Annotated in this window: 13 protein-coding genes and 1 tRNA gene; 1 reads left to right on the top strand and 13 read right to left on the bottom strand. The window is 27.6% G+C overall.

Features of this window, described 5'->3' with window-relative positions; translation table 11 throughout:
• Nucleotides 1–37: 37 nt before the first annotated feature.
• From H8S20_RS14720 to H8S20_RS14735, 4 genes are all read right to left on the bottom strand, one after another.
• Nucleotides 38–2,692: an AAA family ATPase gene (locus H8S20_RS14720; RefSeq protein WP_186860572.1), complete on the bottom strand. Its 2,655-nt coding sequence runs from the start codon at nt 2,690–2,692 to the stop codon at nt 38–40.
• On the bottom strand, nt 2,682–3,812 hold the full coding sequence (locus H8S20_RS14725) for a metallophosphoesterase family protein (protein WP_186860573.1): 1,131 nt from the start codon (nt 3,810–3,812) through the stop codon (nt 2,682–2,684). The genes H8S20_RS14720 and H8S20_RS14725 overlap by 11 nt, the downstream gene beginning before the upstream one ends.
• 193 nt (nt 3,813–4,005) lie before the next feature.
• The gene (locus H8S20_RS14730) at nt 4,006–4,188 is read right to left on the bottom strand and encodes an alpha/beta-type small acid-soluble spore protein (protein WP_032117290.1); all 183 of its coding nucleotides are present in this window, start codon (nt 4,186–4,188) and stop codon (nt 4,006–4,008) included.
• Nucleotides 4,189–4,328: 140 nt separating this feature from the next.
• The gene (locus H8S20_RS14735) at nt 4,329–4,574 is read right to left on the bottom strand and encodes a hypothetical protein (RefSeq protein ID WP_032117289.1); all 246 of its coding nucleotides are present in this window, start codon (nt 4,572–4,574) and stop codon (nt 4,329–4,331) included.
• 143 nt (nt 4,575–4,717) lie between these two features.
• Between H8S20_RS14735 and H8S20_RS14740 the strand changes: the two genes are divergently transcribed.
• Nucleotides 4,718–5,584, top strand: coding sequence for a phosphatase domain-containing putative toxin (locus H8S20_RS14740; protein WP_051986747.1), 867 nt, complete (start codon nt 4,718–4,720; stop codon nt 5,582–5,584).
• 25 nt (nt 5,585–5,609) lie between these two features.
• On the opposite strand, the gene licT is transcribed toward H8S20_RS14740, so the two are convergent.
• The 9 genes from licT to H8S20_RS14785 form a co-directional block, all read right to left on the bottom strand.
• The gene (gene licT / locus H8S20_RS14745; RefSeq protein WP_032117288.1) at nt 5,610–6,458 is read right to left on the bottom strand and encodes a BglG family transcription antiterminator LicT; all 849 of its coding nucleotides are present in this window, start codon (nt 6,456–6,458) and stop codon (nt 5,610–5,612) included.
• Nucleotides 6,459–6,636: 178 nt separating this feature from the next.
• A tRNA-Trp gene (locus tag H8S20_RS14750) sits at nt 6,637–6,711 on the bottom strand.
• Between the two features lie 172 nt (nt 6,712–6,883).
• The gene (locus tag H8S20_RS14755; RefSeq protein WP_032117287.1) at nt 6,884–7,198 is read right to left on the bottom strand and encodes a PTS sugar transporter subunit IIA; all 315 of its coding nucleotides are present in this window, start codon (nt 7,196–7,198) and stop codon (nt 6,884–6,886) included.
• 94 nt (nt 7,199–7,292) lie between these two features.
• Entirely contained in the window at nt 7,293–8,624 is a 1,332-nt protein-coding gene (locus H8S20_RS14760; protein WP_186860574.1) for a PTS sugar transporter subunit IIC, read from the bottom strand.
• Between the two features lie 42 nt (nt 8,625–8,666).
• Complete coding sequence (locus H8S20_RS14765) at nt 8,667–8,972, bottom strand: PTS sugar transporter subunit IIB (protein WP_186860575.1); 306 nt, start codon at nt 8,970–8,972, stop codon at nt 8,667–8,669.
• A 66-nt stretch (nt 8,973–9,038) separates the two neighbouring features.
• A complete protein-coding gene (locus tag H8S20_RS14770; protein WP_186860576.1) occupies nt 9,039–10,475 on the bottom strand; it encodes a glycoside hydrolase family 1 protein in 1,437 nt (478 codons plus the stop codon).
• A gap of 266 nt (nt 10,476–10,741) precedes the next feature.
• A complete protein-coding gene (locus tag H8S20_RS14775) occupies nt 10,742–11,482 on the bottom strand; it encodes a MurR/RpiR family transcriptional regulator (RefSeq protein WP_186860577.1) in 741 nt (246 codons plus the stop codon).
• Nucleotides 11,483–11,666: 184 nt separating this feature from the next.
• Nucleotides 11,667–13,073 (bottom strand): GH1 family beta-glucosidase, encoded by a 1,407-nt coding sequence (locus H8S20_RS14780; protein WP_032117282.1) that lies wholly within the window; start codon nt 13,071–13,073, stop codon nt 11,667–11,669.
• Between the two features lie 88 nt (nt 13,074–13,161).
• Nucleotides 13,162–13,398, bottom strand: a complete 237-nt coding sequence (locus H8S20_RS14785) for a hypothetical protein (RefSeq protein WP_186860578.1) — start codon at nt 13,396–13,398, stop codon at nt 13,162–13,164.
• Nucleotides 13,399–13,410 lie beyond the last annotated feature (12 nt).

The following is a 13,410-nucleotide window of genomic DNA, read 5'->3' on the forward strand; positions in this document are numbered from 1 at the left end:
GTTCAGCCGTGTGCTCTTCCGCACTTAGATGATGCATTTACTCTCTATTTTGACAAGTAAAAATTAATATCTGAATAAAATTTTCATTTGCTAAGTAATTTAATATATTTTTTATTCTGTTATCATCATATTGAGTAAATGCATCATCTAAATACAATGTTACATTTTTATTACCGAATATCATTTCTATGAATGCAATTCTTAAAGCTAAATATAATTGATCATTAGCTCCATTACTTAAAAGTTTAGATGATAGAATTTCATTTTCAAATATAACTTTCATTTCATAATTATCTGAAACTAATACATTACTATACTTATTATCAGTAAATTCCTTAAATAATGACATTACCTTTTTATTTAATACAGGTCCAAAATCATCTCTTAATTCATTATAAGATTTATTTAATATTTCTTTAGCTAACTCTGCTGCTTTTAAGTTCTTTTCTTCTTCATTTATATCTGATTCAATAAGAAGTATTTCATCCTCTATTTCTGGTATACTACGCTTATTTTTTAATAGATTATCTATTTCATTTTCTAAATCTCTTGCTTCTTTTTCAACTTGAATCAATCTATTTGATTTGTTTTTTATAGCTTCGTCAACTTCTTCTTCTTTTGTATAATTCATCTCAAAATCTATACTAAGTATTTCTTTTGCTTCTTCTTTAATTTCTTCAATATTTTTATCTTTTATTAATGCTGAATAAGCTTCATCTATAGAGAATAATCTTTTTGCAATCTCTTCCTTTTGCTTTATTTTCTCCTTTAACTCCTTTAATTTTTCTTCTAATTCTAAAATACTGGCATCTTCTAACCCTACTTCTATTATCTTTTCCGTAATTTCATTCTTTTTTAATTCTATTTGATTATTGAACTCATCCATTGCTTCTTTGATACTTTTTATTTCATACCTTAGAGCATTACAACTCTTACTCAGTTCTTCAAATCTATTAATATCCTCTATTAAATTATCAATATTATCTATTTTAGATATTCTTAAATAATTATCTATTTTTTCTTTATTTAAATTAAATTTATTATTTGCCTCTTCTAGTTTTAATAACTCTTTTTGATCATATTTCTCTTTAATTTTTCTTTCTACATTATCCTTAATAATCAGATATTCATCATATAGCTTTAAACATCTTATTAGTTGTCCAAAATCTACAACTCCTACCTGTTTGTTATATTCCTCTAATTTGAATTCTATTTTTTCTACATCCTTCTTTAAAGAATTAATATAAGATTTTTCTTTTAATAGAACTAATTTATTACTAAAAACTAAAAATACCATACATATAGTAGCTATTATAAACAAAGAAAGCTTAATAGGAAAACTATCAGATATTAATGCTAAAATAATTAATATACCAGTTAATAAACTTAAGGCTCTTTTTATATATTTATTATTTAATTTATTATTTTTTCTATTTTCCATACAAAACTTTAAGCTCTTTAATTTTTCTTCATATGTTTCAAGCTGCTTTGATACTTCTTCTTTAATATCTTTTATCTTATAGGCATTACCTATATATTCTTTAGCTGATTTTTCTTTATTTTTAAGTAAATATATTTCTTCATCTATATTTTTATTAATATCTATTTTTTCCTTCAAAGAATCCTGTTCAATCTTTAGTTGTAGTAATTCTTTAGAAATACCTTCACCTAGTTCTTCTATATATCTATATTTTTCAAATGGCTCTTCTAATCTTTTTAATTCTCCTAACTTAGAATCTAATTTCAATTTTTCTTTTCCTTTTAACTCTAATACTTTTAAATACATAGAATAATCTTCTTTTAATGAATCAATAGTAGATAATTCTATTTCTTTATTATTATAAGTTAATAAATTTCTAATACTTTCTTCCTCTTTTTCAAGATGCTCTTTTTTTCTTAAATAGCTTATAATTTCTTCATATTCTCTTTTTAATTTAATTTTTTTTAGATATTTTTTATAGCTATCTAAATTTTCAATATCGCTATTTATTTCTTCTCTTTCTTCTCTTAATCTTAATAAACTCTCTTCATTTTCTAAATTTTTTTCTGATAAATTATATCTCTCATATCTTTCAGATAATAATAAGCTTTGTTTTTCTTTTAGCTTATCTAAACATCCAGTTTTTCTTACATTACTCAATTGTTTCTTGTAATTTTCTAACTTAATAAAAGCTCTATCTATAGTCACATCTCCTTCAGAAACCCCTACAGAATTTAATATCTTGTCTATAATTTCTTCATCTTTATCCTTATTTATTTCGCTTCCTAATTGACCTATAAACAGGGTTTTAGTAAATGTAGACCTATTAATATTTAAGAAATATTTTCCTGGCTCCTCTGAACTTATTTCATTAACTTCGTCTCCAGTTAGAGAATTTATTATTGCTGATGTATCTTCCTTTTTTGTCTTTCCAAAAGTTCTTTTTATAATGTAAGTTTTATCTTCAAATTCAACAAAAAGTTCTCCTTTAATCTTTTCATCAGAAGAAGGCATATATCTTAATCTTTCATTTATCTTTAAATCCTTGCCTCTACTATTATTAAATCCATATAACCATATCTTTATAAATGCTTGTATTGTACTCTTTCCAGCCTCATTTTCTCCATATACTACATTAATACCGTCCTCAAATTCTATTATCTTATTCTTCAATCCTCCAAAGGCTATTATATTAACTTTTCTAATTATCATCTATTTTCACCTCTTCTTCGGAAAGACATTGAAGTCCTATATTTAATGCTTTATTTATTATTTCTTGTTCATCATTATCTGCTTCCTTAAGCTTTTCTAACATTAGTTTTACAAATTGACCTCTTACAGAGTAATCATTAGATATTTCTTCTAAATCTATCACTACTGTAGTATTATTTAAAAGTTTTATAAAGTAATAATCATTCTTAACTTTTTCCATTAGAACTTTAATATTTAAATTCAAATGGCTCTTTATTCTACCGGTAAGTGTAATCTTATATAAATTATTTAACCTATCTTTTTTATCAAATAAGTTAATAAGTTTTTCCCTAATATCCTCATATGTATTACAATTTGATATATCAATATCTCTTACTACATATTCTCTTTTATTAATAGGAACAAACTTTAAATTTACTCCTCCTTTATATACTTCACCTAAAATAACACCTTTTTTACCATCCTCATCAAATCCTCTACCTTGAGGACATCCACTATATGCATATGAAGAATTTCCCTCTTTTAAAATTCCAGAAAATTTATGAATATGTCCTAATGCTATATAGTCCATATTAGATGAACTTATATCCTTTATGTTAATTGGATTATAATCATTTTTAGAATCTTTAGATGATATATCTCCATGTAAAATCATCATATTTATTTTTGAACAATCTACTGATTCAATCTTTAGCAATGTTTCTCTCTCATATTTTTTTACAAATCCTGCTCCATATACAACTAATCCTAATTCGTTTATTTCCTTCTTATACATCTTCCCTTTGAATATATGAACATGATTTGGCCAAGAAATAATATTATAAAAAGACTTTTCATAAAAAGGATCATGGTTGCCTGGCGATATAAATATATATTTATTTTTTATTCTATTTAATTGTGAAATAATAAATATTAATGTTGATTTATTTACAGTAAAATTATCAAAAACATCTCCTGCAATAAAAACTACTTGTACATTTTCTTTTATAGCTAAATCTATTATTTTTTTAAATACTTCTAATAATTCTTCTCTACTATTGTTTGCCACTTCTTTAGTTAACTCCTTAAAAGGAGTATCAAAATGTATATCTGCACAATGTAAAATCTTTATCTTTCTCATCTTCTCACCCCAAAACGAACTTTTGTTCTAATTTTACCATATTTTACGTAAAAGAAAAAGAGATGCAAACTATGCATCTCTTTCCCTTTAGCGAATAATAGATTTTCAATACTTTTCTGGCGGTAAACTTTCCATAAGATATCACCCTCTCAAGATATTGACCATCTTTTTAGTGTGTTTCCTTAGTGGTGATTTACTTTAATCCACTTTCATATTGTTCTACCATTCTTTTAACCATTTCACCACCAACGGAACCACATTGTCTAGATGTTAAGTTACCATTGTAATCTGTAAATGGTACTCCTAACTCGTTTGCTACTTCGTTCTTAAATGCGCTTAACCCATTTTTTGCTTCTGGAACTAATGCTTTTGACATTTCTGATTCCTCCCTTGGCTTTAGGTATTATAAACAGTAACTGATAAAATATTTTTTATATTTTATTGTCTTCCCTGTCTACACTATTATCTTGCCCGAAGGATACTTTTATATTACAAGAAAATCATGGAAAGTTAATGCTAATTATTTGCTTTCTTTTTAAATTGTTTAGTAAGTAAATCTCTTATTACAGCTATTATTATAGCTATTTGGAATGCTAAACCTAATGTTATAAGCTGTAAATAACTAAAACTATCTACTCTAAATACTATATAGGTTTCAACTGCCCATACTAAAAAGGATATAAATGCACCTTTCTTACCACCTAGGACAGCACTCAATATTATAGTTAAAAAAATTACTAATTGAATATACATAAAATCCATAAAAAACACCTAACCTTTTTCTTAAATACTGTCCACTTTTTCATTTTTTAAACATATTTCACGTTTCAATAAATTATCTGACTTGAATAATAAAAGTTTAAATAACAAAAAATATTATAAATTCTATAAATGGAGGTATATATATGAATAGTAAATTTTTAAAGAAATTATCCATACTATCCGCAATCCTTATATCATCTTCAACCTTAATAGGTGCTTTTCCTAAATCAGATAATAATTCTTATATCTTTAAGAAAAATAAAGATGTTATTATATTAGATAGTGATTTAAAAACACCTTTGCCTAATAAGTTTAGAGATGCTACACTTCTTAATATTTCAGGAAGTGCACAATTTACAAAGGATCAAGTAGAACCATTGAAAAAGGCTATAAATAAACCTAATATATGTATTGTAGACTTAAGACAAGAGTCTCATGGACTATTAAATGACTTAGCTATAAGCTACCACAACTTCTATAAACTAGTTAATAATGGTTTTGATTCAGTAGAAACTACAGAAAAAGAAATTTCAGAACTTAATAAAATAAAAATAAATTCACAAGTCAATATATTTCATAAAAACGGTAAATTATACAAATGTGTAGAAGCAGAATCTGTGTGTACTGAAGAAAATGCTGTAATAGATTGTGGAATGCAATATAAGCGTTATGCGGTTAGGGATGGTGGAGTTCCTACACCTGAAACTGTAGATGACTTTGTAAACTTTATAAAAAATAAACCTGATGATCTTCACCTACATTTTCATTGTCATGCTGGTGAAGGTAGAACCACTACATTTATGGTGCTTTATCAAATAATGAATAATCAAAATAACTTAACACTAGATCAAATTCTTTCTTATCAATATAATATTGGTGGAGTTGTATTAACTAATGATGGTTATAGGTTAGACTTTCTTGAATCATTTTATGAGTATATTCAAGAAAATAAAGCTTCTAATTATGACACTCCATACTCTCAATGGGTAGTTAAAGATATCAAATGCTAAAAAAGAGACGGGAAACCGTCTCTTTTTAATAATTCTCTTTAGCCACAGAAATAATTCTTTGAATATGTAGTGTTAGATATACTATTTCATTACTATTTACTTCATATTTATAATTATTTACTATATATTCTTTTATCTTCAATGTACAATTATAAGCTTCTGGATAGCTTTTAATTACCATATTCATAAATTCATCTTCTGAATTGTTATCCTGATTATTTGTTATTATTCTCTTAGAAAAATATTTTAAATGAGTAAGTAATCTATCATAATTTAAGTCATCTTCATTAAATTCTAAAGCAAAATAATATCTTATAATATTTAATATATCCTTAACTATTTTAGTAGATTCTATAGAACTTGTTGTAGTTTGATTTAAACTTGCATTAATAAAATGTAATGCTATAAATCCAGCTTCATCTTCAGGTAGTTCAATTTTTAATTTTTTATTTAAAAAATTTAATGCCCACAAGGCTACTTTATACTCATTTTTATGAACTCTTCTAATTTCACTTAATAACTCATTTTTTATCATCATATTCTTTTTATATCTCTTTATTGCAAAAGCTATATGATCTGATAAAGATATATATATTTGCTTATCAAATTTCACATTTAGTTCTTTGCTAGCATGAGATATTATTTCATGAGATAATTGAAAAACCCCATCTGGTATCTGGTTTATTAACTTTTTAAATTTATTTCCTAGTGTCTTATCATCTAAAATAAATGTTTTTTCAATTTTACTTTCATCTACTTCTTGACCTATTTTTCTATTAAAAGCAATTCCACTTCCTAAAAGAATAATTTCTTTTTTTGTTTTAGGATCTATCGAGACAACAACGTTATTATTTAATACCTTTTCTATTATCATAAATAATACTCCTATTAATTCTCTTTTGTATGAGCTTAAAAATTAAAGTATAAATCAATTCTATTTTTACACTTTATAAACAATAATATCATACCTTTTGCTTTTATTTATAATACTATATTTTTTATTAACATACAAATCAAAAAAATAAAAAAAAGACTTAGATAAACTAAGTCTTTGGCAGGGGCAGTAGGATTTGAACCCACAACCAATGGTTTTGGAGACCACTACTCTACCGTTGAGCCATACCCCTTCAGCAAAAATAATTTTATCAAAAGTATTTATTTTTGTCAACTTATAAATAATTATTTAAATTATATTATTTATAACAAAAGATACTTACATAGTATAAAAGATGTTTTTTACTTACACTTATAAAGCGTTTACACCTTTTATACTATGGTATCTTATAATACGTTTTTAAATTAAGCTCTATTTAAGCTCTTATGCATTTCGATCATTTCAAACGCTAAATCTTTTATAGTTTCTGCACTTATTAATTGGTCTTCAGCATGCATTATTATTAAAGAGAATTCTAACTTTTCTCCTGCAGCTTCTTTTTGAATTAATCCAGCGTGTGCATGGTGTCCTTGTAATAAGAATTGTTTAGCTTCTTCTAATTTTTGTTCAGCTAATTCATAATTACCTTGTCTACCTTCTCTTATAGCTTCCATAGCTAAAGATTTACCCATACCTACATTACTTATGATTTCAAATGCTACTAATTCTAATTCGTTCATAATTCTTCTCCTTTAATGTAAACTAATTCTAGTTGCATAATGCAACTAGAATTAGTATACTACATTTTTCGTTATTGTTCTATATTTTTCTACATTAAGCTATTTCTGTATACTCATTTGTTTCATTCATTTTAGCCGCCGCTTTGTTAGAAGCTATTACGAATGGTGCATAGATTAATACGCTGACTGCTAGACAGATAAATCCAAATACTAGAGCCATAAAGTTTCCGCCTGTTCCTAAGAAAGGTATTAGTGGTCCTGGAGTTGTCCAAGGCACTGAGTAAGCTACCGGTGGTATCCACTCCATACTAATTGCAAAGTAACCTATAAGTACATTTACTGTTGGTACTAATAAGAAAGGTACTAAGAACATTGGGTTTAATACGATTGGTAAACCAAATATTACTGATTCATTTATATTGAATAACCCTGGTGCTAAAGATAACTTAGCGATATCTTTTTGATCTCTTTGTCTACTGAAGATAAAGATTGCAATGATTAATCCTAAAGTCATTCCTGATCCACCGTAGTTACCAAATGCATCATATACTGCCCAAGTGTTTGGGTAAGGTGCTCCCCAAGCTGTTCCCATTTCAGAAACGAACTTTAAGTTTGCTGCATTTGCTTCTGCAAATACTACGTCTCTTACAGCTTGTACTGTATTTGGTCCGTGAATACCCATAACCCATAATAAGTTAGATATAAGTCCAAATGCGATAACTGAGAATATACTGTCACCTAACTTAGTTAATGGTGCTTGTAATACGTTATATACTAATGTGTGAATTCCACCACCATCAGTAACTTTTAATATAAAGAAATTAACTACTGAGAATCCAATTGTAACTATGATAATTGGAAGTAATATTTTAAATGTTCTTGCAACTGCTGGAGGCACTTGCTCTGGCATTTTAATTTCTAACTTTGGTGATTTAGAAAGCTTCGTTAAAATTTCCCCTACTAATAAACCTACTATAATTGCAACGAATAACCCTTGTGGTCCCATATATTGAGTTGGTAGCCCACCATCTACAGCTGATGGATAGATGATAAAGAATACTGAAAGTGCTGTTAATCCAGTTAATAAATCATCTCCACCAAGTGCCTTAGCAATATTTCTAGCAATTAAGAATACTACCATAACTGCTAATATATCTAAAGACCCTTTTAAAACAGGTGCGAATATTGCTTGATAATCTGCTAAATTTGGTATTAATTTACCTAATCCTAAAAGATTAGCTATAAATCCATCTGGTGATAATAAAACAAAGTTTAATAATACCATTAACGAACCAGCCATTGTTAATGGGAATGTTAGTATAAATGCGTCTCTTACTGCACATATATGTCTTTGTGCGTTAAGTTTTGCTGCTAGTGGAACTAGAGCTCTTTCAATAAGGCCATTGAATTTGTCCATAAAATTCATTTTTCTTCCCCCTTAGTCTTTAATTATAATAAATATTATTTATTATTCTCCAATTTTTTCTATAACTTGTTCTAATATAGCTTTTCCGTTCATTGTTCCATATAATCTCATATCAATTACTTCTACTGGAATTCTTCCATTTACTAAAGCATCTACTTGTGGCTTTTGGAATCTAACTTGTGGCCCTAATAATACGATATCTACCTTATCTATTACTGATGAACATTCAGATACTGGTAAAGCGTTTATTTCTATCTCTAATCCTCTATCCTTTGCTGCTGCTTTCATTTTGTTTACTAGAAGACTTGTTGACATTCCCGCTGCACATACTAATAAAATATTTTTCATGATAATTCCTCCTAAAACTTAAATATTTATATTTTTATTTTCGTATATTAATTTTTAATTATAAACTTATAAAACTTCACCATTTGTTTCTATTACTTTTTTATACCAATAGAAACTTTTCTTTTTAAAACGTCTTAAATCCTTTACATTCGACTCATCTCTATCTACATATACAAAGCCATAACGTTTTTGATAACCATTTAACCAACTTAGTAAATCTGTAAAAGACCAAGTGCAGTATCCTAATAGTTCAGCTCCATCTGTGATTGCTTCCTGACAAGCCTTTATATGATTTCTTATATAATTTATCCTATAATCATCATTAACCTGTCCATCTTCTAATCTATCAAACTCTCCCAAACCATTTTCAGTGATTAGTATAGGAAGTCTATATCTACTATTTATTCTTCTAATTCCTATTCTTAATCCTGTAGGATCTATCTCCCAATCCCAATTTGTTGAATCTAAATGTGGATTTTTTATTGTTTTGAAAACTCCTGGAACTCCATAATTTTTTGCTGTTCCCTTCTTACCAGAAGCATTTATTTCCTCAAAATCACTTATTCCATCAATTTCATTTGCTTCGACAGTTTCACTTCTATAATAGTTGATTCCTATAAAATCAGGTTTTCCTCTTTCTAAAAGTTCAATATCACCATCTTCAATTTCTGGTGCCACACCTTGTCTCTCATACCTGTTTAGAGTAAATGTTGGATATGTTCCCCAACAATATATATCTAACCACCAGTGACAATTCATATCTTCTGCATTTTCTCTTGCTAGAACATCTTCTGTCTTACAAGTGTATGCATAATTTGGTGTGAAAGCAAAGCTTGGACCAATCATTCCATTAGGTACATACTTTCTAAATGATTCAATAGCTTTTGCATTTGCTAAACTTGCAATATGATTTGCATTTAGCATCCTCTTATCATCCTTTACCATTGGTGGATGAAGCGCTAATTTATATCCTAATAATATGAATACATTTTGTTCATTTAATGTTACCCAATACTTTACCCTATCTCCATATCTCTTATAAAGGGTTATACAGTAATTATTGAAGTCATCAATAATCTCTCTTGATTCCCAACCACCATATAAGTCTTGAAGTTTTTGTGGCAAATCCCAATGATATATTGTAATTATTGGTTTAATATCATTTTTTATTAACTCATCTATTAAGTTATCATAAAACCTTAAACCATCTTCATTAACTTGTCCTCTTCCTTCTGGAAAGATACGACTCCATGATATCGAGAATCTATATGCCTTTAATCCCATTTCTTTCATTAAAGCAATATCTTCTTTATATTTGTTGTAATGATCAACTGCAATATCACCATTTGTTGATTTATATGTTGTTCCATCTAATTTACTAAATGTATCCCATATACTTAAACCTTTTCCATCTTTGTCAAAGGCACCTTCAACTTGATATGCTGCCGAGGCACTTCCCCATAGAAATCCATCTTTAAATTTATCTAATTCTGAATGAATCACTATCGTTTCACCTCTTTTCCTTCCCTGTGACTAAAGTATACTACATATTTTTATAATTTGTAATCATTTTCACATCATAAAAAACAAGTGCTTAATGTTTAAAACGTGTCACTTTTATATAACACTTTGTTTTTTGACATCTTTATAGACACCTGTGTAAACCCTTTCATTTTAGACGTTTCCACAAATTGTATATACATTTAGAGAATTGTATATAAAAAAAAGAAAATACACATTGTTTTGTATATTTTCAAAAAAATCCTTATTTATTTTGTTGGGTATTGTAAATAATAGTTATATAATTTTTTTCCTATTGTTTCAATTATATATAAAACAGGGACTTGAGTTGTTATATCATGTCCTTGAGCTTTATCTTGTTGAACATAATAACTTATATTAATATCAGATATTTTTGCTAAAGTACAATTTTCATTATTAGTTATACTTATAATTTTACTTTTTTCCTTCTTTAATCTATTAACATGATCTATAACTGTTGGAGTTTCACCTGATACTGAAAATACTATTGCTACACTATTCTCATAATGTTTGCAGGATGTTGGATAAAAAGGATCATCTAAATACATTGCGAATTTGCCTACAGCTGAAATATATCTTGCTGCATATTTACCAAGTACTCCTGAAAAACCTATTCCAACAAATACGACATTATCTACTGTGCTTATAACCTCACATATTTGTTTAATTTTGTTTTTAAAATCCTCTGTTTCTGACTTTCTTAAGAAATCAATCAACATTGCAGTATTATCAGTCAATTGATTACTATTTCCATTTTCTATGTATAATTTTAATTTTACTTTAAATTCAGAAAATCCATCACAGTTTAACTTTTTACAAAACCTCAAAATTGTAGTAGTAGAAACATGAGCTTCGTTTGCTAATTCTCTAATTCTCATATATATAACTTTTTCACTATTTTTTATTATATAGCTATATAAAGATAATTCTAATTCGTTTAAACTTTGAATTTTGTCGTGACTAAACATACTTCTACTTCCCCTTTTTGCTTTAGCTTCTTTTTGTACTACATTGTAATAAAATATAAATTATAAAACAACCTATTTATATATTACCCAATAGTTATTTTGTATATTTATCTTATAATTTTTAAAGAAAAATGACAAGTAATTAGGAATAACTTCCTAGTACTTGTCATTTCTTTAGTGTATTTTATAGTTCTTCTCCTCTAGTCTCAATTACATTCTTGTACCAGTGGAATGATGCCTTTTTCTTTCTTTCAAGATTATTTTTATGGTCTACATATATAAATCCATATTGCTTCTTATATCCATTTAACCAACTTAATAAATCTATAACAGACCAAGCATAATATCCCTTCATATTGATTCCTTCTTGTATAGCCATTTTAACAGCACTTAAATGTTCTTCAATATATTTAATTCTTGGAATATCTACTATTTCATCTTCAATTATTGGATCTTCATCACCTAATCCATTTTCAGTGATATACATTTTAACGTCACCGTATCTTTCTTTAAGAAGTCTTAATCCTGCTAAGAATCCTTCAGGTGATATTTCCCATCCCCATTTAGTATACTTTTTATCATCCATCATAACAGTCTTATAAACACCATCAAATGAAGGGTTTCCTGGCGCCCCAGTTGAGTTTTCTCTTGTTCTTTCAACTTCTTCTGATACATCATTTTTCATAACTCTTTGAGGTTGGTAATAGTTTAATCCAATAAAGTCATTCTTATCAGCAGCTCTTTTTATTACTGCTAATTCTTCTTCTGTCCAATCAGGAGTAAATCCTAATTTTTCAATATGTTTAACAACATATTCTGGATATTCACCTTTTAATATTGGATCATAGTACCAATGCGTATCTACTTCTCTAGCATGCATAGTAGCTTCTATATTCTCTGGATTTTCATCCACACTAAACGCTGGTGAGAATACATGAGTTATGCCGATCTCTCCATATTGCTTTAAGCTCTTATATAATTCAATTGATCTTGCATGAGCTGTAAATACATTATGCGTAGCTTGGAAGTATTTTTTACCATCTCCAACTATTGCTGGTGGGTGAGCCCCTGCTAAATATCCTAAAGCACAGAATACTACTGTTTCATTAAATGTAATCCAATGTTTAACTCTATCTCCAAAAGCATTGAAACATACTTCAGCATATTTAACGAATGCATCTACTGTTTCTTTATTTGTCCATCCACCTTTTTCTTCTAATACTTGAGGTAAATCCCAATGATATAAAGTTACAAAAGGAACTATTCCATATTTTAAACATTCATCAATTACATTATTATAAAATTCTAATCCCTTTTGATTTACTTCTCCAACTCCGTTTGGAATTATTCTTGGCCAAGAAATTGAGAATCTATAAGACTCTAATCCCATTTCTGCCATAAGCTTTATATCTTCTTTATATCTATGATAGTGATCTACTGCTACATCACCATTTGTTCCTTCGAAAGTTTTCCCTGGTATTTTAGAGAATACGTCCCAGTTAGAAAGACCTTTTCCGTCTTCGTTCCATGCTCCCTCAACTTGATATGATGCTGATGCTGCTCCAAATAAAAAGTCCTTTGGAAATTTCATTTTTATTCTCTCCTTTATCTCTACTCTATTATTACTTCATTTATTGCTATGTTTCTTACTATATACTTGTCCAAAATTAGGGTATTAATTACTTTACGTGTATTGTGTAATAAAGTGCACTTGCATATTTTGATTTAGTTTTAAATGATGTTTTTAAATGATTTTCAAGTTCTACTCTCTCTAAATCTGACTCTCCAGTATAAACTACCTTAATTCTATTAGAATCATCTTTTAAAGTTAATTTAACTTTATCATCTTCATAATTATCAAAAAACTCTCTTATGAACTTCATTTGAGCCCCATTCATTTCTACTGTATATGTCATAAATAATCACAC

The sequence above is a fragment of the Clostridium hominis genome, from assembly GCF_014287825.1.
GTDB lineage: Bacteria > Bacillota > Clostridia > Clostridiales > Clostridiaceae > Clostridium > Clostridium hominis.